Annotated in this window: 23 protein-coding genes; 11 read left to right on the top strand and 12 right to left on the bottom strand. The window is 36.9% G+C overall.

What is annotated here, in order from left to right:
• Nucleotides 1-47 precede the first annotated feature (47 nt).
• The 6 genes from DDF69_RS12330 to tpx form a co-directional block, all read right to left on the bottom strand.
• Nucleotides 48-881 carry a helix-turn-helix domain-containing protein gene (locus DDF69_RS12330; RefSeq protein WP_114821038.1) on the bottom strand — a complete coding sequence of 278 codons (834 nt, stop codon included), beginning with the start codon at nucleotides 879-881 and terminating at the stop codon, nucleotides 48-50.
• Between the two features lie 7 nt (nucleotides 882-888).
• Nucleotides 889-1293 carry a glyoxalase superfamily protein gene (locus tag DDF69_RS12325; protein ID WP_114821037.1) on the bottom strand — a complete coding sequence of 135 codons (405 nt, stop codon included), beginning with the start codon at nucleotides 1291-1293 and terminating at the stop codon, nucleotides 889-891.
• An 11-nt stretch (nucleotides 1294-1304) separates the two neighbouring features.
• Nucleotides 1305-1652 (bottom strand): VOC family protein, encoded by a 348-nt coding sequence (locus DDF69_RS12320; RefSeq protein WP_114821036.1) that lies wholly within the window; start codon nucleotides 1650-1652, stop codon nucleotides 1305-1307.
• 87 nt (nucleotides 1653-1739) lie between these two features.
• Nucleotides 1740-2429 carry an alpha/beta hydrolase gene (locus tag DDF69_RS12315; protein ID WP_114821035.1) on the bottom strand — a complete coding sequence of 230 codons (690 nt, stop codon included), beginning with the start codon at nucleotides 2427-2429 and terminating at the stop codon, nucleotides 1740-1742.
• 67 nt (nucleotides 2430-2496) lie between these two features.
• A complete protein-coding gene (locus DDF69_RS12310; protein ID WP_114821034.1) occupies nucleotides 2497-3072 on the bottom strand; it encodes a Crp/Fnr family transcriptional regulator in 576 nt (191 codons plus the stop codon).
• Between the two features lie 84 nt (nucleotides 3073-3156).
• Nucleotides 3157-3657, bottom strand: coding sequence for a thiol peroxidase (tpx, locus tag DDF69_RS12305; protein ID WP_114821033.1), 501 nt, complete (start codon nucleotides 3655-3657; stop codon nucleotides 3157-3159).
• A gap of 357 nt (nucleotides 3658-4014) precedes the next feature.
• Between tpx and DDF69_RS12300 the strand changes: the two genes are divergently transcribed.
• Complete coding sequence (locus tag DDF69_RS12300; protein WP_114821032.1) at nucleotides 4015-6234, top strand: NADP-dependent isocitrate dehydrogenase; 2220 nt, start codon at nucleotides 4015-4017, stop codon at nucleotides 6232-6234.
• A 7-nt stretch (nucleotides 6235-6241) separates the two neighbouring features.
• Complete coding sequence (locus DDF69_RS12295) at nucleotides 6242-7540, top strand: hypothetical protein (RefSeq protein ID WP_162800919.1); 1299 nt, start codon at nucleotides 6242-6244, stop codon at nucleotides 7538-7540.
• A gap of 38 nt (nucleotides 7541-7578) precedes the next feature.
• Here the strand turns inward: DDF69_RS12295 and DDF69_RS12290 are convergent, their stop codons facing one another.
• Nucleotides 7579-7917, bottom strand: a complete 339-nt coding sequence (locus tag DDF69_RS12290; protein WP_114821030.1) for a winged helix-turn-helix transcriptional regulator — start codon at nucleotides 7915-7917, stop codon at nucleotides 7579-7581.
• Nucleotides 7918-8017: 100 nt separating this feature from the next.
• Between DDF69_RS12290 and DDF69_RS12285 the strand changes: the two genes are divergently transcribed.
• The 7 genes from DDF69_RS12285 to DDF69_RS12255 all read left to right on the top strand — a co-directional run bounded on the left by DDF69_RS12285 (nucleotide 8018) and on the right by DDF69_RS12255 (nucleotide 13729).
• On the top strand, nucleotides 8018-8764 hold the full coding sequence (locus DDF69_RS12285; protein ID WP_185144345.1) for an SDR family oxidoreductase: 747 nt from the start codon (nucleotides 8018-8020) through the stop codon (nucleotides 8762-8764).
• A 169-nt stretch (nucleotides 8765-8933) separates the two neighbouring features.
• The gene (locus DDF69_RS12280) at nucleotides 8934-9917 is read left to right on the top strand and encodes a heme-binding domain-containing protein (RefSeq protein WP_114821029.1); all 984 of its coding nucleotides are present in this window, start codon (nucleotides 8934-8936) and stop codon (nucleotides 9915-9917) included.
• Nucleotides 9914-10357 (top strand): hypothetical protein, encoded by a 444-nt coding sequence (locus tag DDF69_RS12275; RefSeq protein ID WP_114821028.1) that lies wholly within the window; start codon nucleotides 9914-9916, stop codon nucleotides 10355-10357. The genes DDF69_RS12280 and DDF69_RS12275 overlap by 4 nt, the downstream gene beginning before the upstream one ends.
• Before the next feature lie 80 nt (nucleotides 10358-10437).
• The gene (locus DDF69_RS12270; protein ID WP_114821027.1) at nucleotides 10438-11451 is read left to right on the top strand and encodes a sensor histidine kinase; all 1014 of its coding nucleotides are present in this window, start codon (nucleotides 10438-10440) and stop codon (nucleotides 11449-11451) included.
• Nucleotides 11432-12196 (top strand): LytR/AlgR family response regulator transcription factor, encoded by a 765-nt coding sequence (locus tag DDF69_RS12265; protein WP_114821026.1) that lies wholly within the window; start codon nucleotides 11432-11434, stop codon nucleotides 12194-12196. The genes DDF69_RS12270 and DDF69_RS12265 overlap by 20 nt, the downstream gene beginning before the upstream one ends.
• 323 nt (nucleotides 12197-12519) lie before the next feature.
• Nucleotides 12520-13296 (top strand): DUF1223 domain-containing protein, encoded by a 777-nt coding sequence (locus tag DDF69_RS12260; RefSeq protein WP_114821025.1) that lies wholly within the window; start codon nucleotides 12520-12522, stop codon nucleotides 13294-13296.
• Between the two features lie 40 nt (nucleotides 13297-13336).
• Nucleotides 13337-13729 (top strand): DoxX family protein, encoded by a 393-nt coding sequence (locus DDF69_RS12255; RefSeq protein ID WP_114821024.1) that lies wholly within the window; start codon nucleotides 13337-13339, stop codon nucleotides 13727-13729.
• 298 nt (nucleotides 13730-14027) lie between these two features.
• Here the strand turns inward: DDF69_RS12255 and DDF69_RS12250 are convergent, their stop codons facing one another.
• From DDF69_RS12250 to DDF69_RS12235, 4 genes are all read right to left on the bottom strand, one after another.
• The gene (locus DDF69_RS12250) at nucleotides 14028-15020 is read right to left on the bottom strand and encodes an MBL fold metallo-hydrolase (RefSeq protein WP_114821023.1); all 993 of its coding nucleotides are present in this window, start codon (nucleotides 15018-15020) and stop codon (nucleotides 14028-14030) included.
• Nucleotides 15021-15105: 85 nt separating this feature from the next.
• Nucleotides 15106-16107, bottom strand: a complete 1002-nt coding sequence (locus DDF69_RS12245) for an aldo/keto reductase (RefSeq protein WP_114821022.1) — start codon at nucleotides 16105-16107, stop codon at nucleotides 15106-15108.
• 86 nt (nucleotides 16108-16193) lie between these two features.
• Nucleotides 16194-17099 carry a helix-turn-helix domain-containing protein gene (locus DDF69_RS12240; protein WP_114821021.1) on the bottom strand — a complete coding sequence of 302 codons (906 nt, stop codon included), beginning with the start codon at nucleotides 17097-17099 and terminating at the stop codon, nucleotides 16194-16196.
• Between the two features lie 120 nt (nucleotides 17100-17219).
• Nucleotides 17220-17669: a hypothetical protein gene (locus tag DDF69_RS12235; protein ID WP_114821020.1), complete on the bottom strand. Its 450-nt coding sequence runs from the start codon at nucleotides 17667-17669 to the stop codon at nucleotides 17220-17222.
• Between the two features lie 507 nt (nucleotides 17670-18176).
• On the opposite strand from DDF69_RS12235, the gene DDF69_RS12230 reads away from it, so the two are divergent.
• Nucleotides 18177-18464 carry a GNAT family N-acetyltransferase gene (locus DDF69_RS12230; protein WP_047433564.1) on the top strand — a complete coding sequence of 96 codons (288 nt, stop codon included), beginning with the start codon at nucleotides 18177-18179 and terminating at the stop codon, nucleotides 18462-18464.
• Here DDF69_RS12230 and DDF69_RS12225 read toward each other — a convergent pair whose 3' ends face one another.
• Nucleotides 18465-19499: an MBL fold metallo-hydrolase gene (locus DDF69_RS12225; protein ID WP_228411982.1), complete on the bottom strand. Its 1035-nt coding sequence runs from the start codon at nucleotides 19497-19499 to the stop codon at nucleotides 18465-18467.
• Nucleotides 19500-19875: 376 nt separating this feature from the next.
• Here DDF69_RS12225 and DDF69_RS12220 point away from each other — a divergent pair, with 376 nt between their 5' ends.
• Nucleotides 19876-21270: a S41 family peptidase gene (locus tag DDF69_RS12220; RefSeq protein ID WP_228411981.1), complete on the top strand. Its 1395-nt coding sequence runs from the start codon at nucleotides 19876-19878 to the stop codon at nucleotides 21268-21270.
• The last annotated feature ends 37 nt before the right edge of the window (nucleotides 21271-21307 follow it).

The following is a 21307-nucleotide window of genomic DNA, read 5'->3' as shown; positions in this document are numbered from 1 at the left end:
AATTTCACTGTATTAATTAGGGTACAAAATTCCGGAATGCGTTTCTTTTATGCTTGTACAAATGCGACAAAATCATTACTTAAAGCTTGTTTTCTCTTTTTGGATTCCCGTGCAAAAGCGGCAGGTGTTGTGCCACTATAACGTTTAAACTCTCTGCTTAAATGAGATTGATCTGTATATCCAAATTCCTGTGCCAGTTCAGCAATGGAAGCTTCAGGAGCATTCCACAGACGATTTCTGATCTGCTCAAAACGCATAATTCCGGAGACATCTTTTACCGTGTGACCGGAAGACTGTTTAAATTTTCTTTCTAATGTTCTAACGGTCGTATGCGCTGAATCCGCAACCTGATTTACAGGAATGGCTCCTTTATTTTTTCTTATGGCGGCTCCGGCTTTAGAAAGGAGACTGTCTGATTTGGTATTTTGATGTAATTTCAGAAAATAATACTCTACCTGGGTAATAGCTTCTTCTATTTTTACTTGAGTAACAAGATCACTTAATACCGTTTGAAGTTGAACAACAGGATGTTCGAATGTATGAACTCCGTTTTCTGTTTTTTCTGATGAAATTTCCAGCAAATCAAAAACAGCCCAGGGAAAACATCTGATTCCGATAATTTCCAACTGGTTCTGAGCATGAAAAAGAGCAGGTTGATTGAGCAGTCCCATAATAAACGGAGAAGGTAAAGCCTGTAAAATTCCCTGGTGAGCAATACTGCATCCGCTTCCAAAATGAAAAATGATTTCTGCATAACCATCCGGAAGGACTGTAAATTCGGACAGTTCTTCTCCATAATCTCTTCTGTTATACCAAAAGCATTTGATGGTATCCCTTACTTCTTCCGGCACTTCAAATTCCTGGTGTATATTGGAAAGCATAGTTTTATCAATCGTGGGAATACAGGTTCAGGTCTTTATGTTTTACTTCATCGTATTCTTCTTCGAAAGTAATTTTATTTCCAAAAGGATCAATTACAGTAAAGGATATGGCTCCGTAAAACGTTTTTTCAAGTCCGGGACGGTTGTATTTGTATTTTTTGCCGGTCAGTTCTTTGTGATATTCAGGAACGCCTTCTCCCCAGACTGAAACTCTTGTTCCGGGTGTTCCGTCCCCATGATGTTCACTTAAATGGAAAATGATATTTTCTTTTTTCACCCCCATATAAACAGGGGTATTTTCTTCAAAATAATGTTCCCACACGATCTCAAATCCCAGCCAGTCTACATAAAATTCTTTTGTTTTATGATAATCGAAGATTCTTAATACAGGAATAATTCTATCCGCTTTCATTGTAATTGTATTTATTGGTGAGACAGTATATTGATCAGTTTCTTAAACGGATCTTTAACAAAAAACCTGCGGACACCCCAGTCTTCATTGATAAGTTCGTAAGTGATTTCAAAACCGGCTTTTTTCATCTTTTCATACACTTCATCCACATTATCTACTTCAATGGAAAGATCGGGAACTTCCGTATCGTTTCCTCCCTGTTCGGCAAAACTGATCTGAATTTTAGCTTCTTCATCATTACCTAACGTTTTAATCCAGCCATGATCCATCAAAACATCCAGTTCTAAAATATCCTGATAAAACTGACTGGCTCTGGAAAGATCATTGGTTTTAATATTGGCTACGATTCTTTTTACCATTTTGTACTGTTATTTTCATTAAAAAAGCCTTGTGAAATTACGTAAAATTTCACAAGGCTTACTCAATTCTTGTTTTATATCTTATATTTAAACGGCAGCCGCTGCTTCTAAGATCAGCTGAGTAACTTCTTCAGGATGTGAAGCCAATGAAGCGTGTCCTGCATCTAAAGAGATTATTTTCTTTGGTTCAATACGTTCTGCCATTTCTCTTTCCGTTTCTGCAGGAATCATGCGGTCCTGCAAAGAGATCTGATACCAACTTGGAAGTGTTTTCCATGCCGGTTCACCTGCTACATCTCCAAAACACTGACCATGAATAGGTTTCTGTGATAATGACATTACCAGTGCTTTTTCACCATCTAAATCCTGACAGAAAGCAGATTTGAATTCATCATATTTAATCCATAAAAAGCCTTTGTTATCCGGATAAATGCTTGCTCCACCCGGCGATTCTCTTCTTCCTAGCAGAGATCCCAGACTGTCTCCTGCATCAGGTGCAAAAGCCGCAATATAAACGAGTCCAGCCACCTTATCATGATGTCCGGCTCCTGAAATAACGGCACCACCATAAGAATGCCCTACTAAAAGTACTTTGCCATCCTGAGCATCAATAAGGTCTTTGGTCTTATTAATGTCGTCCTGCAGAGAAGTTAGCGGGTTCTGAACACTTCTTACTTTATATCCCGCTTTTGTCAGTGAAGGGATAATGTATTGCCAGTGTGATCCATCTCCCCATGCTCCGTGTACCAGAATAATGGTTAAATCTTTTTGTTCCATAATGATTGTGTTAAAATTTGATGATGATAAAGCTACGGTTTAAAACATGAGCGGACGTTAACTTAAGTTAATTAACAATGCGGCTTCTGATACGGCTCAGTGACTGTTCTGTTACACCAAGGTAACTGGCAATATGTTTCTGGGCAATTTTCTGAAAAAGTGCTGGCTGTTTTTTGACAAGATTAAGGTATCTGTTTTCGGGAGAAAAGCACAAAAGATCATCGATTCGTTTCTTGGCATCCAGATAAATCTTTTCACTCATTACTCTTCCGAATTGCTGCCAGTAGGCTTCTTTTTTATATAAATCCTGTAAATGTTCTTTACTCAGCAGTAGAATTTCACAGTTTTCAAGGGCTTGAATATTCATATTGGATACAGTATCGCAAAGAATACTTTCGTAGTCAGTAAAAAATTCATTTTCGAAATAGAATCCAAAATTGATTTCGCGTCCCTGATCGTTGATGTAGAAAGATCTTATGGTTCCTTTTTTAATAAAACCCAGATATTTGCATTTTTCTCCCTGTTTGAGAAAAAAATCAGATTTTAAAAGCTTTGTGTCTTGAAGCAGTGCATAGAATTCTTCAAAATGATCCTGATCTACCTGAAAAAGTTCTCCATATTTCTTATAATTATTTGACATCATTTGGTGTGATTGGATGAGGTGTTATATTCAAAAAAAGCCTTGTAAAAATGATATTCACAAGGCTTTTCTACAAAAATTATTTTATTATTTCAATGCAGCAAGAGCAGCATCGTAATTAGGCTCATTGGCAATTTCCGGAACCTGCTCGGTATAAACTACTTTGTTGTTTTCGTCAGTAACAATTACTGCACGGCTTAATAATCCTTTCATAGGAGAATCTGCGATGGTCACTTCATAATCATCTCCGAAGCTGCTTCTGAAGTCTGAAAGTGTTTCCACATTATTCAATCCTTCAGCGGCGCAGAATCTTCCTAATGCAAATGGAAGGTCTTTAGAAACATTGATGATCACTGTATTATCAAGTTTTGAAGCCTCTTCATTGAATTTTCTTGAAGAAGCAGCACAAGTAGGTGTATCAATGCTTGGGAAAATATTGAATACCTTTTTCTTTCCTGCAAAAGTGTCAAGAGTTTTTACTGCTAATCCTGAATCTACCAGTGCAAAATCTTTTACAGTGGTTCCTACTGATGGCAATGTTCCTATTGTGTGTACTTCGTTTCCTTTTAAAGTGATGGTCGTCGACATAATATTTATTTTTAAAGTTTTTCAAATGTAATCAAAAAAGAAAATTTTATCCGTTTTATTATGATTAAATTAATCTTAAAGTTAAAAAAAATTCATCCATTTGATAATCAAGTTTCCAAACAAAAAATTCACTATTTCTATAGTCTGGAAAAAGAAGATTTTATAAACAGAAAGTTCAGTTTCTGAAAATTATAAAATTGTTTTTAAAATAATTATGAAAGGAAGTGAAGCACAAATTATACAGATATCAAATTAAAGAGTCAAAACCCTCTTTTTTTTATGGAAATATCTTCAATAAAACAATGATATTTACTAAATTTGTGGGACTTAAAATTTCAAATAAAAAATAACAGTATAATGTCAGAAAAATCAAAAATCTATTACACACTTACTGATGAAGCTCCAATGCTGGCTACTCACTCGTTTTTACCGATCGTAAAAGCTTTCACAAAATCAGCAGATATCGAAATTGCAGTTCCGGATATTTCTCTGGCAGGAAGAATTTTAGCTAACTTCCCTGAGTTTTTAAAAGACGATCAGAAAATTGGTGATGCTTTGGCAGAACTGGGAGAATTGGCAACACAACCTGATGCGAACATCATTAAGTTACCTAACATTTCTGCTTCTGTACCTCAATTGGATGCAGCGATTGCTGAACTGCAAGGTAAAGGTTTCGCAGTTCCAAACTATCCTGCAGAGCCTAAAAATGACGAAGAAAAAGCAATCAAAGCTAAATATGCTAAAGTACTAGGAAGTGCTGTAAACCCTGTATTAAGAGAAGGAAACTCTGACAGACGTGCTCCAAAAGCTGTTAAAAACTATGCAAAAGCAAACCCTCACAGAATGGGTAACTGGGCATCTGACAGCAAAACTGATGTAGCTCACATGAACAATGGTGATTTCTACGGTACAGAAACTTCTACAACTTTAGAAAATGCTACCAAATACAGAATCGTATTCAAAGGTAATGATGGTTCTGAATCTGTATTAAAAGACTTCGCAGGTCTTCAGGCTGGTGAAGTAATTGATTCTTCTGTAATGAACTTAAATGCACTAAGAGCATTCGTTCAGGAAGCTATCGAGGAAGCTAAGAAAAGAAATGTACTTCTTTCTGCCCACCTTAAAGCAACAATGATGAAAATCTCTGACCCAATTATTTTCGGGGCTATCGTTGAGACTTTCTTCAAAGAAGTATTCACAAAATATGCTGAGACTTTCAAGTCTTTAGACATCAATCCAAATAACGGTCTTGCGGATCTTTTTGAAAAAATCAAAGGAAATGCTCAGGAAGCTGATATCAAAGCTGATATTGAAAAAGCTCTTGCTGAAGGACCTAGAGTGGCCATGGTAAATTCTGACAAAGGAATTACTAACTTCCACGTACCTTCTGACATCATCGTTGACGCGTCTATGGCTGCTCTTGTAAGAGGCGGAGGTAAGATGTGGAACAAGGACGGAAACGAAGAAGATACTGTTTGTATTATCCCAGACCGTTCTTACGCAGGTTTCTATCAGTCTGTGATTGATGATATGAAAGCGCACGGAAAATTAGATCCTACCACAATGGGATCTGTTCCAAACGTAGGTTTAATGGCTCAGAAAGCTGAAGAATATGGTTCTCATGATAAAACTTTCCAGGTAGCTGCTGACGGAACTGTAGAAGTTCAGGATGAGGCTGGAAACGTTCTTCTTTCTCAGAAAGTAGAAAAAGATGATATCTTCAGAATGTGTCAGACTAAAGATGCTCCTATCCAGGACTGGGTAAAACTAGCGGTTAACAGATCAAGATTATCTGATACTCCAGCAATCTTCTGGTTAGACAAAGGAAGAGCTCACGACAGAGAAATCATCAAAAAAGTAGAAAAATATCTTGCTGATCACGATACAACAGGTCTTGACATCAGAATCCTTGATGTAAAAGATGCTATGACTGAAACGTTGAAGAGAGCAAGAGAAGGTAAAGATACCATCTCTGTTTCCGGAAACGTATTGAGAGATTATTTAACAGACCTTTTCCCAATCCTTGAGCTTGGTACTTCTGCAAAAATGCTTTCTATTGTTCCATTGATGAACGGTGGTGGTTTATTTGAAACTGGTGCCGGAGGTTCTGCTCCAAAACACGTTGAGCAGTTCCTGGAAGAAGGATATTTAAGATGGGATTCTCTAGGTGAATTCCTGGCACTTCAGGCTTCTTTAGAGCACCTGGCACAAACTCAGGGGAATACAAAATCTCAAGTTTTAGCTGATGCATTGGATGAAGCAAATGCAAAATTCTTAGCAACAGACAAATCTCCAGCAAGAAAAGTAGGCCAGATTGACAACAGAGGTTCGCACTTCTATTTAGCAATGTACTGGGCTGAGGCGTTAGCTAACCAGACTGCAGATGCTGAATTGGCAGCTCAATTTGCTCCTGTTGCTCAGGCAATGCAGGAAAATGAAGAAGTAATCAATGCTGAATTAATTGGTGCTCAGGGTAAACCTCAGAACATTGAAGGATACTACAAAACGGATACCTATAAAACGTATGCAGCCATGAGACCTAGCACTGTGTTAAATGAAATCATTGACAGTATCTAAAAATTTTATGAAAAAAACTATAATCGTATTATTTGCTTATTTATCAATATTTTCATGCAGCAGTTCAAACGATGATATTACGGAGGTGGTCACAGTAACACCTCCTGTTATTGAAAATAAGATCAATTTAACTTCAAATTACAGTGATACCACTGAAACGGTAAGCTTAAAATGGACGCTTAGTGGAGATGCCACTTATAATCATTATAAAATTGTAAGAAGTGATTCTCAAAATGGGATACAATCCGAAATTGGTACCAGCTATCCGAATCTGTTTACATTTACTTCAGCCGTACCATTTAACCCTTATGTAGAATATCAGGTTATTGGTATTAAGGCCAATGGTGAAGAGGTTAAAAGTAATATCATAAAAATTGAAAGATCTGAGATTAAATTGGTTAATCTTAAAACTTTTGATGCCCAATTTGATAAAAACTCCGGAAAGCTATACTTATTGGATACGGATGGGAAAATTGCTATTTATGATGTAAATACAAATTCTGTTACCCATCAGATCAGCACAAATGCAACTTTAGGCTACTCTGATATTGGAACCTATAATGGGAGTGTAGAACTATATGTTCCCAGAAATGATGGCTGGGTAGATATTTATGATGGAAATGACCTGACATTGAAAGCTCAGGTAAGTTTCGGAATGCCGCTTATCAGTACTGTTTATCATAATGGTATACTTTACGGTTCTTCAAATAGTAATAGCAGTTCCAGTGTGATTAAATCAGCAAGCAGGGCTACAAAAGCTATCATTTCTCAATCACCTCAGCTTTATTATAATAGCGGGAGGATGAGAAAAGCTGTAGGAAGTTCTGTGCAATTATATACCATAACACAGAATATTACACCTGTAGATATGGATCTTTATAATTTTGATCTTAATGGGAATTACATAAGTCATCAGGATGATACCTATCACGGAGATCATCCTCTGAATCACAGGATATTTGAAGCATTTCCTGATGGAAGAATCATTACGGCAAGTTCAGGTTCTGTATATAATTCGCAAATGATTTATCAGAATGATCTGCCTTCCGGAAACTCCAAGCTATCAAGTTTTGATTTTGATAGTAACAGTATTATTGCAGGAACTACAAGTAAGACCATTGAGCTTTATAACATCAATTCTTACACAAAAACCAAGACAATCAATACAAAGAGGTATCCTTATAAAGTGTTCAGCTACAACAATAAGGTAGTCTGTGTAAGTTCAGTTACTCAACTTAACGTCCAGTCTTATGATTATTCGGGAATAATTCCTGACAATATAATGATCGAAATTTTTGACAAATAGTTATAAACCTCTCCCTCGCGAGAGGTTTTTTATTGGTATTATTTTCTATCTTCCACAATCACTCTCCTATGCTCCCTGCCCCAGTTGATCATTTCCTGGATAATATTTCCAAAGGTCCGGCAATATTCTGTGGGTTCATATTCTATTAAAACAGGAGTTTCGGGATAAACGGTGCGCTTTAGCAGTTTATTCAGTTCCATATCTTTCAGTTCTTTGGAAAGCATTCTGGTAGTAATTCCGGGAATACTTCTTTCAATTTCTCTGAAACGTCTGTTCCCGTTACACAATGAATTGATGACAGGAATCCGCCATTTCCCTCCGATAAAATAAAGGGTATCCTGTAATGCTCTGAGTTCTTCGTTCTGATCTCTTTCCATAATTGCAAAGTTAAGTGATATCACGAATGATACTGGTATACTCTGTGATACTGGTTACAAAAGTATACCATTTTGAAATAACTTTGTCAAAAAATTTACAATGAAAAAATTCAGTAACAAACTGGCTATCGTAACAGGAGGAAACAGCGGGATCGGATTCGCTGCTGCCAAGGAACTTCTCTCAGAAGGAGCAACCGTAATCATTACCGGAAGACGAAAAGAAGCTGTAGAAAAAGCAGCTGAGGAGCTTGGAGCGATCCCCTTTATTGCAGATCAGGCGGATCTTGAGGATATTGATCTGTTGAAGAAAGAAGTAGAGAAAAAGTTCGGTAAAGCAGATATTCTGTTTATCAATGCCGGTATTACCGGAACTCTGACACCTATAGAAAATATGGATATCAAAAATTTTGATCAGGTGATGAATATTAATTTCAGGGGAGCTTATTTTACTTTAAGCAAATTCATTCCATTGTTAAACGATGGTGCCTCTGTCATCTTTTTATCTTCTATTGTTGCGTCTACCTATAAACCCAACAGTTCGGCTTATCAGGCAAGCAAAGCTGCGTTGAATTCTATTGCCAAAACGGCAGCAGCAGAATTAGCTCCAAGAAAAATCAGAGTGAATATGATAAGTCCGGGGCCTATACAAACTGAAATCATGAGTAAGGCGGGTCTGGATGAAGAAACGTTGAAAAATATTCAAAATCATCTTATAGACCAGATTCCGTTGAAGAAAATGGGAACTGCTGAAGAAGTTGCGAAACTTGTTACTTATTTAGCCGACAACGATTCTTCCGGGTATGTCACCGGAACCGAAATTATTATAGATGGCGGTATTACTTTATAAATAATCAATCCAGCAAATCCCGGTAGTCCAACTATCGGGATTATTCTTTTGTATTTTCACAGTTAAAAATTCCGGATTCGCCCTTCGATTTGTCCGGATTGGTCTATTTTCCGTTTCACAGCATGCGCTGCCCAACTATTTTTGAATCAGAAAATAAAAACAATACATTATGGATACCGTAAAGAAAAAAAGAAATCCCATTGCCATTGTATTTCTGACCATACTAGGTGTTTTCGGAGGGTTGCAGCTATTCAGCACACCATTGGAAGGGAAACCGGTTACAGGAAAAATTGAAGCACCAAGGGAAGTGATCAGTATTCTTGAAAACTCATGTTTCAACTGTCATTCCAATCAGCAGAATTTAAGCTGGTACGATAAACTTGCTCCTGTTTCCTGGGCTGTGAATAAAGATATTAAAAGAGCCAGAGAAGTCCTGAATTTCTCAGAATGGGAAAAGCTCTCTCCTGCTGAGCATCAGGGAAAAATGTACGGTATTCTGAACATGATGCAAAGCGGAAAAATGCCTCTTCATGAGTACACGCTGCTGCATCCTTCAGCTAAGATTACCGCAAAAGATATTGAAACGATTAAAAAATATACCCTTTCATTATCTTCAGTAAACCCTTCTGTACACAATAAAACTGAGCCCAGTTCATCTTCTCCAACTAAAACTCATCTAACTCCAGCTCAATTTCCGGTTTCTCCCAATGGAGTTCCATATACTCCTGATTTTAAAAACTGGAAAGTCATCAGCATGAGTACATTGTTTGACAATTCTATCCGTGTAATTTATGGAAATGATATTGCCGTAAAAGCTATAGAAACAGAAAATTTTCATCCGTGGCCAGACGGAAGTATGGTTGTAAAATCTGTGTGGAAACAACAAGAATTTCCTAACGGAGAAATCAGACCCGGAAAATTTATCAATGCGCAGTTTATGGTTAAAGATTCCAAGCAATATCAAGATACTGAAGGTTGGGGATTTGCAAAATTCTCAGGAGATGATCTCCATCCAACAGGAAAAACGGCTTCCTTCGCCAAAGAATCCTGTATCGCCTGCCACAGACAACTCGCTGAAAAAACAGGGTATCTGTTCGATGTCCCGATGAAAGTCAATACCCAAAGATTAATTCAAAATTTACAGAAAAAATGAAAAATACAATCCTGATCTTATTGGTAGGTCTTATTTCACTTACCTCTTGCAGCAAGCAAAATAACAACACGAACAATGGACTTTCAAGGGTTGTTTTTGACCCGGGAAATCTCAAATTCATCTCCAATTCTTTAAATCCTAAGAAGAAAACGATGTCTGCATTGTATGGAAATGAAAAAGCGCTGGAATCTTTATCCAAAGAAAATCAGATGCCGGAAGCTGGTTCTGTGATGAAACTGGTAACCTGGAAATATCATGACAATCCTCAATACATAGGCGGAACCATCACAGGAGAATTGGTAAGCATTGAAACTCTTCAAGCCGATCATCCCGGAAAAGTTTCATATGATATAAAAAATAGTCTGCCACAAAGCAGCTTTCCCAATAAAGAAGAAAGAGTACAGTATTTTATGAGTTACCGCCCGGCAAGCAGACCTTAATAAAAAACTACCGTCTCACTATTTATCATAATATTTTCAATAAAAAGCATTAATTTAACCCTTTCAAATCAGCAGATTTCATGCAACAGCAAAAAATAAAAATCTCACAGGCCATTATCTGGATAAGCTCGATTTTCCTGGGCATTTTATCTTCTGTTCCACAACTGGCTTCTCATGCATTCAACTGGAAAGAAGCTGTGGTCAACTCAGCTATTACGGCAGCTTTTTCTGTGATCATGTGGTATATCAATATTTATATGCTGAACCGTACCGCAAAACGAAGACAGCATATTTCCTATTCCAGATTGATGGTGGTACTGGCTTTCGGGATGGTCATTATGTTTGGCCTGGCGTGGATTCAGCAGCTGATTCTTTCCCATATTAATTTTGGTCCTGTGATGCTGATGGTGGAAGTACGGGGAATTTTAATCAATCTGGTATGTTATATGTTTCTTACGCTGCTTCAGAATAATTATACAGGACAGCAGATACAGCTTGAACTGGAAAAGGTAAAGAGTGATAATCTGGGTGCTCAGTACGAATTGTTAAAGCAGCAGATTAATCCGCATTTCCTTTTCAACAGCTTGAATACATTAAAATTAATGGCAGAAACGCATGATGAAGAAACCGTTGATTTCATTGTAAAACTTTCCGATTTTTACCGTTTTACGCTGGAAAGCAGAAAATTGGATCTGATCAACGTTCAGGAAGAAATGAAAATCGTAGATTCTTATCTTTTTCTTCAGAAAGCGCGTTTTGGAGAAGGAATCAGGTTTACCAATGAACTTGGAAAAGAAACCGCTCAAACCCTTATTCCGCCTTTTACGCTTCAGCTTTTGGTAGAGAACTGCATCAAGCATAATATTGTTTCGCAGAGCAAACCTTTACATATTAATATTTACACTGCTGATGATCATATTGTGATTGAAAATCCTATACAGCGAAAAGTAAACCCCGAAGATTCTTTGGGAGTTGGACTGGACAATATTAAAATGCGTTATAAACATTTATTGGAAAAGGACATTATTATTCATTCAGACGAAAAAACGTTTCAGATAAAACTACCATTAATTCATGAATATAATCATTATTGAAGATGAATTCCGGGCAGCCAAATCCCTGCAGAATTTAATCTCAGACTTAAAACCGGACTCAAAGATCCTGGGTGTTTACGACAGTATTGAAACAAGTATTGAAGGTTTAAAGGAGAACAAACCGGATCTTATTTTTATGGATATCCATCTTTCGGACGGACTTTCCTTTGAAATTTTTAAATCGGTGGAAATCACCTGCCCTGTGGTTTTCTGTACTGCTTTTGATCAGTATATGCTGGATGCTTTTAAAAGTAAGGGGGTTGACTATGTTTTGAAACCATTTTCAAAAGAAGATATTGCCGAAGCCCTGAGAAAGGTTGATGAACTGAAAAAATTCTTCCAGAAGAACGAACTTCCGGATCTGGAATCCATCATACAGAAAATCAGCCAGCCTGCTGCCTCAGGTAAGAGCAGTTTTCTGGTTTTTAAAAATCAAAAGTATACAACGATCGCTACTGAAGACATTGCTTATTTTTACATTCATAATGAAATCACCCATCTTGTAACATTCACCAAAGAACAGTTTCCCCTTACGCAGCCTTTGGGGCAAGTGGCAGAACAGGTGTCTGACAGGCAGTTTTTCAGAGTTAACCGGCAATATCTTGTTAATTTTAAAGCCATTAAGGAAATGGAACATTATTTTCAGCGTAAAATACTGGTAAAACTTACCATTGAAACTCCCGAAAAACTTTTAATTAATAAGGAAAAGACCCATAGTTTTTTTACTTGGCTGGAAGATAGATAAGGTAGTAAGGAAGCCGGAGGTTGGGCACTGGAAGTACTTGAAGACATGATAATCTATAAAAGTCTTATTTAAATAAATTATAACCCTGATTGATATGATCAGGGTTTTCTTTTGCTTTAATTTTTTAATCTTCCTGGCTTATACTAAAAATAAACCTCTATTCCTTTTCGTGCTCAGAAACTTCCAGCCTCCAGCGTCCCTCTCCCTGCCCTAAAATACTTCCCCCTACAATTTCCGGATTCACCTCTTAATTTGTCCGGTTTACCCTTTTTTGCATTTTTTTGCCCTTGCAGAGTATCTACTTTTGAATCAAATTAAAAGACATGATACTAAAAAACTTAATCACAGTAAGCGCTTTTACCGCAGTATTATTTGCTACTTCAGCATTTATTCATCAAAATAAAGATCAAAAGACAGCACAGCATCCAACATCTGAAAACAGTGGTTTCGCCGTTCTTGAACTGTTCACTTCAGAAGGCTGCTCCAGCTGCCCTCCTGCAGATGAACTGATGGGAAAAATTGAAAAGGAATATCAAAATGAACCTGTTTATCTTCTCTCCTACCATGTGGATTACTGGAACCGCCTTGGATGGAAAGACCGTTTCAGTACTGCAGAAAACTCACAAAGACAACAGCAGTACAGCCGAATATTGAATTCACAGGTTTATACCCCACAGCTGGTAGTAAACGGAAAAACAGAATTTGTAGGCTCTGATGAAAACAATATCAGAAATGCCATTCAGAAAGCTTTGTTTGCTTCTAAAAAAACAAGTTTAGAATTATCTGCAACCGTTTCTCAGAACACAATTAATGCTCATTACAAAGCAACCTCCACAGATTCTCAGAATATACTTCTCGTTAATCTGGTTGAAAAACATTCTTCCACTCAGGTAGGAAAAGGGGAAAATGAAGGACGTCATCTGCATCACTGGCAGATTGTTCACAAACAAAACCCAATCACTTTGACTAAGCAGCAGGAAGGAACGACAACATTTCAACTTCCGGAAGGTTTTTCTCCTGAAAACTGGGAAGTCATCGCTTTTATTCAGAATATGAAAACCGGAGAAATTTCAGGATCAGCAAAAACGGCTTTTAAATAAAATACTATACAGTTTAATTATCACTAAAAAATTTACAACAATGAAAACAAAAACAACAAAAATCATCTATTGGGCAGGCGCAATTTTTATGTCATTATGGTTTGGAGCCAGCGGTTTCTTTGAACTGACAAAAAATCCTGTGGTATGGGACATTACTCAACAACTTGGCTATCCGCCTCATTTCATTTATATATTGGGAGTTTTTAAAATCTCAGGAGTTCTGGTTCTTCTGCTTCCCAATAGATTATTAAGATTGAAAGAATGGGTATTTGCAGGAATGTTTTTTGACATCCTTTTCGCTTTCTTTTCGAAAATTGCTGTGCTTGATTTTCCGTCAACGGTAGATGCAATAATTGCTTTTTCTGTGCTAACAGTAACTTACATCATGTTCAGAAAGCTGTATTCTCCTGAATTGGTATTTGGAGAGGCTTAATATTAATACAACTCTAGTTTTTTCTTATGTTTGAAACAGATCCTTCCGTTGCCTGGGAGGATCTGTTGTATTATAAGTCTGGGCTAAAGCCCTATGAATGAGCATTGTTTGTAAGAGCGGACTAAAGTCCGCTGCGATTGATTAACCACCCCGTCAAAAATTCTGTGAATTTTTGCCACCCCTCCGGAGGAGGGGAATGTTGAGCACCTATTTATTAATCAAGGTCAATGTATTCCTTATCCCTAATCCTCTTTACCTCTCACCTGCTACCTGCCACCTACTATCTGCTACCTGCTACCTAATTCATAAAACTTTCCGGAAACCATTCAAATGCTGTTGCTTTTTTCTTTGTGTATCCCAAACCTGGCCATGGTAAATGATAAGCAAATGCTCTGATTTTGGTATCTGCCAGTTGCTGCAGGAGTTTTTTTCTTGATGCCGTTGCAATATCCAGATCAGTGTCACCAAAATAGCCCCATTCAGGATGTGGGAAAAGAACTACATCGGAATGAATCAAATCTGCGATATAGATCAGCTTTTCATTGCCTGAAGAGATGGTTGTAACGGTTAAACCTGGTGTATGACCAGGTGCTAACTGAAAACTAAAATACTCATATAGTGGATGATTAAGGTCATAGAATTTCAATTTGGGCTGAATGGTTTTCAGAATATTCTGAACTGCCGGAATAACCTGATTAAGAAATTCAGGTTGTGTTTTTAAAGCACTGTTACTGAAATCTTTGACTGTAGCTTTCATCCAGAAATCATGTTCTGTTTTAGAAATAAAAATATTGGCATTGGGAAAAACAAACTGATTCTGTTTATCTACCACTCCTCCGATATGGTCGGGATGGGCATGGGAAATAAAAACATCGGTAATATCTTTCGCAGAAAACCCTGCTTTTTGGAGACTTTTTAATAGAAATCCGGTTCTTTCATCAGCAAAAATCCCCATTCCCGTATCGAATAAAATGAGTTTATTTTTTGTTTTAACCAACAGAATATTCATCGCCATATCGATATAATTTTCCGGTCTGAAATTGTTTTTAAGGATTGATTTCAATTCTGCAACAGTTCCTCTGGGAGCGAATGAGTTCAGGTTTTCTTCATGAATATATCCGTCTGTCAGGACAAAAAGTTCCAGTTCTCCGAGCTTTAATTTTTTAAAACCGGAAAGGTCATCACCAGTTGTTTCAACAGTTGTTTTAGACTGTGCCATTAAGCCGGAGAAAGGAATCATGCTCAATGTTCCTGCCAATAATCCGTTCTTTAATAATTCTCTTCTGTTCATAGCTGAATGCTTTTCATTTTAACATTTAAAACAAAAAAACTGAGTTCCTTCATTATCAGGAACTCAGTTTTTATATGAATCGTTTTTAGTTGTTTACCAGTTTCATTGATCCTTCTGTATATCTTTCCCCTACGTTAGGGTATTTTTTCAGGATCGCATCAATGGTATCCAGATCTGATTGGGAAAGTTCAATATTGATAGCTGCAATATTTTCTTCAAGATATTTAATCCTTTTTGTTCCAGGAATCGGGATAATATCGTCTCCCTGACTCAATACCCATGCCAGGGCCAACTGAGTTCCTTTTACTCCTTTGGAAGCTGCCAACTCGTTAATCTCGTTAGCCAGTTTGGTGTTATTTTCAAGATACTCTTGCTGGTAACGCGGTAGTGATTTTCTGAAATCATCATCTCCAAGATTCTGCACCTCATAAATATTGGTAAAAAGACCTCTAGCTAATGGTGAATAAGGCACCAATGAAATTCCAAGCTCTCTGATGGTTGGTAAAATCTCATTTTCAACATCTTTGGTAAGGATGGAATATTCTGACTGTAATGCTGCAATCGGGTGAATTTTGTTCGCTTTTCTGATAGATTCTGCTGAAGCTTCAGATAATCCGATATATTTCACTTTTCCGGCTTTCACAAGCTCTGCCATAGCGCCTACTGTTTCTTCTACAGGAACATTCGGATCTACTCTGTGGGCATAATACAAATCAATAGTATCTATTTTTAACCTTTGAAGACTTAGATCTACGGCCTGTCTGATCCATTCCGGGGAACCGTCAAAATATGTTCCGGGAGCCCCACTGTGACTTGCTTTACCATCTTTAAACCTGAACCCGAATTTGGTTGCAATAAAAATCTTATCTCTGTTTGGAACTAAAACTTTAGAGATCAGTTTTTCATTTTCTCCATTGGCATACATATCTGCCGTATCCCAAAAGTTGACTCCCAAATCCAGTGCTCTGTGAAGGGTATTGATACTTTCCTGCTCGTCTGTAGGACCATAAGCAAAACTCATTCCCATACATCCTAAACCAATTGCTGATAACTGTTCTTCTGTGTTTCCTAATTTTTTAAATTTCATGATAGGTATGATTTAATTTTATATGACAAAATTAGAACATCCGGAACGCAGCCACGATATAGAATTCAAACTAAGAATTATAAAATTCAAACAACATCCATTCTTAGGGCATTGGGAGTAATTCCGGTTTGTTTTTTAAAGTAATTGGTAAAATAGGCAGGTTCTTCAAAGCCCAATCCATAAGCAATCTCAGAGATATTCCAGTCTGTATGTTTCAACAAGGCATTGGCTTCCTGAATAATTCTTCCCGTAATCTGCTGGCTGGTTGTTTTCCCTGTAATCTCTTTTACCGAACGGTTCAAAGAATTCACATGAATGGAAAGACTTTGAGCATAATCATTCGGAGTTTTTAATTTCAAAAAAGCCTCAGGACTGTCGATAGGAAATTGTCTTTCCAATAGTTCCATAAATAAGGACGCTACTCTTTGTGAAGCATTCTGATAAGGTTCAAAACTCTCCGCAGGCTGCATTCTCATCGTTTCATGAATCATCAGATGGAGGTAGGCTCTCAGCATATCATATTTGTGAATATAATCTGACTGAATCTCCGTCATCATTTTGGTATAGATCTCAGAAAGTATCTTCTGCTGTTCTTCATCGACAAAGAAAACCGGAGTTCCTCCAATCTTGAAAAGCGGAGAATCCTGAAGGTTTCCCATACGGCTTCCATTATGGAGAAACTGATCGGTAAAAAGGCAGAACCAGCCTTTCTGATCCTCATCATCCGCTTCCCAGGAATAAGGAATAATGGGATTGGAAAACAATAACGCAGGACGGTCTACTTTGATCCATTTATCAGCATAATGAAGTTTTCCTTTTCCAATGATGAGTGAAATCTTATAATAATCTCTCCTGCTGTAAGGAGTATGCGGAGAGCAATACTCCCGTGAAAAGACATTGAAGTGCCCCATTTTATTCACCCCAATACATTGAGATGCCAGATTGGGAGCATTCCTTTCATAAAAACCTTTGAGTGATTCGTGTGATTCCATAGATCAAAGTTATAAAAATCAAACCAAATACATCATAACAATTATGGGACTAAAAAATTAAATGGCTGACAATCCTGCCAGCCATTTAAAAGTGAATATTGAGTTGATTATAATCTAATTTCAGTCATCATGTCCATGACCATGATGTTTATTTTGTTTTTTGTAGTATTTCTCCTGATTTTTATAATACTTCTCCTGTTGTTTACGGTATTTTTTATAATCGTTTTTATTTCTTCCGTAAACGATTACAGGGTTTTGTCCTCTGTAGTATTTCTTTTTAAAGATGATATACTTTTCTCTGCCCAGAATTCTTTCCAACTCAGAATAACGGTCGTTTCTCCATCTTCCCGGCTCTACAACATACACTCTGTTCCAGGTATCATAATCACGATATCTGTCATTTAACACATAAATCTGATTAGCCTGTGTTGTTGAAAGCACAAGATCCGTAATTACTCTTTGCCAGTTGATATCTGAGATACTCCTTCTGTAATCATTATAATAATCTGATTGGGCATAACTCAAACTGAAGGTCCCAACCAATAATGCTGTTAATATTAACTTTTTCATTTCATTCCACTTTAAAAATAATTATCAAGTGATAGTCAATTAAAGTGCCAATTCTTAATTACAAATACTAATATTTGTTAAAAAAAACCACAAACAACTGATTATCTTTGAATTATTTTCTGTATTTTTTATTAAATTCTTAACATTAATTATTCTAAAGTTATGATTAGATCCCAAGAATTAGTAAACAACAACCCTATTATATATTAATAATCAACACATTGCAGATTTATAAAAACACCTATATTTAAGTTTCGGCTAAAGCCGTAGGAGAAATTATATATTGTATGGCGGGCTAAAGCCCACCTCTATTGATCCTGACCTACGGATATTTAATGGTAATATCTTTTATCTTTTATCTTTTACCTTTCACCATTTATGTTATAAAATTCGTTAAGATTCCTGAAAATTATTATTTCATATGATTTAATTTTGTAATTTTAATGGAGAGAATGTATTTACGGAGACGTTCTCAAATTATTTTAATCAACCAAATCTTACATTGTTATGGAAAATATAAAGTTTCAGGTATCTCAATATCAGGATGAATTGCAGCTACTTATCGATGGGAAAAAGGCAGGTTATATGTCCATAGAGGTTGACGGAAGACTGCTAATTGTATTTTATACGAAACTTGACGAAGAGCGTGAGGGAAAGGGATACGCCAAACTATTGCTGGATGAACTGGTACGCTATGCAGAAGAAAAAGATTTGCTTGTAGACCCGGAATGTGATTTTGTAAGACAACAGTTTGAAAATCACCCCGCAAGATATAAAGAAATCTGGCATGCCTGATCAGCTTTCCCACCAGGCTGTAAATTTCTGTTCTGAATGATTCAGATCTACTACCTCGCCGATCATTGGAGTGAGGATATTCAGTTTTTTTTCTTTCCCAAGGGCTGTTATCTTTTGTAAAGGCTCATTCCATGGATGAAGCGCCAATGCAAATTTAGCAGCATGAACCGGGATTATATGATCCGCTTTCAGGTCAATAGCAGCCTGAACAACATCTTCAGGCAATGTATGGATATACCTCCATGCCTCTCCATATTGTCCATTTTCAAGAACAGCATAATCGAAAGGTCCATATTGCTCACCTATTGTTTTGAAATGGGAATCATATCCACTGTCTCCGCCCAGGAAAATTTTCTTAGTGGGTGTTATCAGAACGTAAGAACTCCAAAGGGTATCATTCTGTCTTACTCTTCTGCCGGAAAAATGCCTGGCAGGAGTAAAAATAATTTTTATATCATTTTTCAGAGCAGCTTCTGTTCCCCATTCTTCTTCAATAAGTTTACTCTCCGCATACCCCCATCTTTCCAGGTGCGCTCCTACTCCCAAAGGAATTATAGCCATTCCTGTTTTTTCTTCGATAGATTTCACAGTTGGGTAATCCAGGTGGTCAAAATGATCATGCGTTATCACAAGATAATCAATATTCGGAATATCTTCCGGTTTAAAAATATCTGATCCTTTGAAAGCTTTATTAAAGTATTTAAAAGGTGATCCATAAAGACTCAGGACAGGATCTATTAAAAAGGAAACCCCATCGGTCTGCAGATAATAAGATGAATGTCCCAGCCAGATAAATACATCCTCGTTTTTATCAATATTTTTCAGATTGGTATGAAGGGATGGAATGGCTTTTAAAGGTTTCAACAATGGATCTTTTTTTCCTAAAAAGAAATCGTAGGTTACTTTCCACATCTTATAGCCCTCGGTAATGGAAGGAGTATGACTGATATTCCGGAACTGTTTCTTTTTATAAAGTTTCGACTGTCTGATACGCTTCAGTCTCTTCCCTTTTGGCACTCCTCCAAATGCCTTCATATTGATCACTATAAAAAAAGTTATCGTCAAAACAGCTATACACGTAATAATCCAGTAAATCATCTGTAAAAAATAAATATCAAATGTATTGACTTTTGCTTTTAAATGAAAGTTTATTCCATTTTACTCCATTTTTTAACTAAATTTATCATGTATTTTTAAAAATTTATTACCCGTTTAGCTCGGGATTAATTTTAAACTTTCTATTTTAGCACCCTAAAAAACTCAGATATTGAAAAATTATTCGGTAATATTTCTTCTCGTTATTTTTTCGTCTTGTGCCTCTATCAAAAAACACAACGAACAACGGGCTTCATGTATTCCACCGGAGCAACTTAAAGAAGATGTGGATTTTGCGTATTCAAAATTACAGCAAATGCACCCTCAATTATACTGGTATATTCCCAAGAAGGAGCTGGAACGTAAATTTGACAGCCTTAAACAAACCCTCATCGAGCCTCTTACTCCTCTTCAGTTTTATTTCAAACTTCAACCTGTCATTGCAGGAATTCGGGAAGGACATCTTTCATTGAGAATTCCCAGAAAGAAATTTACCAAAAGCGAAATAAAAAAACTGGAACATCAGAAAGGGATGTTCAGTCGTTTTGAATATTATATTTCAGGGGATCGGATGTACATTATTCAGAATAAAGATTCTATTGAACATATACAACCGGGAACTGAAATTTTATCCATTAACAATGTTCCTGTTTCAGATTATATCAAGAAGTACAAAAGCCTGATCAGCAGTGATGGTGACAATACCACTTTCCATCCTTATTTTTTGAAGGACCTGTTCTTTAATTTTTATACCGCAGAAAATGGATTTGACAGCAAAGCTACTCTTGAAACCCTATACCAGGGAGAAAAAAAGACGTATACCTTAACCAGAGAAACAAAATCTGATTCTGATCTTGAAAAGGATAAGGAAATGCAGAAAAAGACCCCGGAAAAGAAACTGAACGATTATGTAGCTTCCAGTGATTCTTATAACAGAAGCTTCAAATTTCTGGACAAAGACAGTACTATTGCTTATATTAAGGTGAAAAGCTTTTCAAGGGATTATTCGGATGAGTTTTATAAAAAGACTTTTGCCAAGATCAACCTTGCAAAATCTCCTTACCTCATCATAGATGTCCGAAATAATTATGGCGGCTCTTTGTATGAAATCAATAACCTGTATTCGTATTTAGCTGATGAACCGTTTACGCTGATCAAACCTTCTCAGTTAACTTCAAGAAATGCCCCTCTGCGCACCAATTATTTCAGAAAAAGCACTCCTTTGGAATATGCTCTTAAAAGTATTGCCTATCCGAGCTACTTTTTTGCCCAGACTTTCAGTACCTATAAAAAGGATGGAAAGGTGTTCTACAAAATGAAGGCTGACAAACCTACAAAACCTAAAAAGGATGCCTTCCACGGAAAAGTTTTTGTACTGATTAACGGAGGAAGTTTCTCGGCATCTTCTATTATTACCGCTAAACTTAAAAATGATAAAAGAGCAACGCTTGTGGGAGAAGAAACAGGTGGTGCCAATGATGGAACCGTTGCCGGTTTTTATTCCTACCAAAAGCTTCCCAATTCTGAAATCAGGTTTCCCATAGGATTACTTTTGGTACAGCCTAATATCAGTTTTTCAGATTCACGAAAAGGGGTTGTTCCCGATGTGACTGTTACTGAAAACATGCAGGATATTATCGACAAAAAAGATCCACAGCTGGATTGGATAAAAAACGAAATTGCCAAAGAAAAAGAAAATAAGGGACAGTAATGCATATAGGTTCGGCGGGCTGAAAGCCCGCCGAACT

The organism is Chryseobacterium sp. KLBC 52 (assembly GCF_003347605.1).
GTDB lineage: Bacteria > Bacteroidota > Bacteroidia > Flavobacteriales > Weeksellaceae > Chryseobacterium.
The sequence above is the reverse complement of the archived record's forward strand: the minus strand, read 5'-3'. Positions and strand labels throughout refer to the sequence as shown.

Coding starts and splice junctions, on each gene's coding strand:
- DDF69_RS12260 (WP_114821025.1), top strand. CDS start 12,520: ATGATACTAAAAAACTTAATCACAGTAAGCGCTTTTACCGCAGTATTA.
- DDF69_RS12325 (WP_114821037.1), bottom strand. CDS start 1,293: ATGAAAGCGGATAGAATTATTCCTGTATTAAGAATCTTCGATTATCAT.
- DDF69_RS12285 (WP_185144345.1), top strand. CDS start 8,018: ATGAAAAAATTCAGTAACAAACTGGCTATCGTAACAGGAGGAAACAGC.
- DDF69_RS12290 (WP_114821030.1), bottom strand. CDS start 7,917: ATGGAAAGAGATCAGAACGAAGAACTCAGAGCATTACAGGATACCCTT.
- DDF69_RS12240 (WP_114821021.1), bottom strand. CDS start 17,099: ATGGAATCACACGAATCACTCAAAGGTTTTTATGAAAGGAATGCTCCC.
- DDF69_RS12225 (WP_228411982.1), bottom strand. CDS start 19,499: ATGAAGGCATTTGGAGGAGTGCCAAAAGGGAAGAGACTGAAGCGTATC.
- DDF69_RS12230 (WP_047433564.1), top strand. CDS start 18,177: ATGGAAAATATAAAGTTTCAGGTATCTCAATATCAGGATGAATTGCAG.
- DDF69_RS12265 (WP_114821026.1), top strand. CDS start 11,432: ATGAATATAATCATTATTGAAGATGAATTCCGGGCAGCCAAATCCCTG.
- DDF69_RS12245 (WP_114821022.1), bottom strand. CDS start 16,107: ATGAAATTTAAAAAATTAGGAAACACAGAAGAACAGTTATCAGCAATT.
- DDF69_RS12235 (WP_114821020.1), bottom strand. CDS start 17,669: ATGAAAAAGTTAATATTAACAGCATTATTGGTTGGGACCTTCAGTTTG.
- DDF69_RS12280 (WP_114821029.1), top strand. CDS start 8,934: ATGGATACCGTAAAGAAAAAAAGAAATCCCATTGCCATTGTATTTCTG.
- DDF69_RS12330 (WP_114821038.1), bottom strand. CDS start 881: ATGCTTTCCAATATACACCAGGAATTTGAAGTGCCGGAAGAAGTAAGG.
- DDF69_RS12315 (WP_114821035.1), bottom strand. CDS start 2,429: ATGGAACAAAAAGATTTAACCATTATTCTGGTACACGGAGCATGGGGA.
- DDF69_RS12310 (WP_114821034.1), bottom strand. CDS start 3,072: ATGATGTCAAATAATTATAAGAAATATGGAGAACTTTTTCAGGTAGAT.
- DDF69_RS12220 (WP_228411981.1), top strand. CDS start 19,876: ATGCACCCTCAATTATACTGGTATATTCCCAAGAAGGAGCTGGAACGT.
- DDF69_RS12270 (WP_114821027.1), top strand. CDS start 10,438: ATGCAACAGCAAAAAATAAAAATCTCACAGGCCATTATCTGGATAAGC.
- DDF69_RS12320 (WP_114821036.1), bottom strand. CDS start 1,652: ATGGTAAAAAGAATCGTAGCCAATATTAAAACCAATGATCTTTCCAGA.
- DDF69_RS12300 (WP_114821032.1), top strand. CDS start 4,015: ATGTCAGAAAAATCAAAAATCTATTACACACTTACTGATGAAGCTCCA.
- tpx (WP_114821033.1), bottom strand. CDS start 3,657: ATGTCGACGACCATCACTTTAAAAGGAAACGAAGTACACACAATAGGA.
- DDF69_RS12275 (WP_114821028.1), top strand. CDS start 9,914: ATGAAAAATACAATCCTGATCTTATTGGTAGGTCTTATTTCACTTACC.
- DDF69_RS12255 (WP_114821024.1), top strand. CDS start 13,337: ATGAAAACAAAAACAACAAAAATCATCTATTGGGCAGGCGCAATTTTT.
- DDF69_RS12295 (WP_162800919.1), top strand. CDS start 6,242: ATGAAAAAAACTATAATCGTATTATTTGCTTATTTATCAATATTTTCA.
- DDF69_RS12250 (WP_114821023.1), bottom strand. CDS start 15,020: ATGAACAGAAGAGAATTATTAAAGAACGGATTATTGGCAGGAACATTG.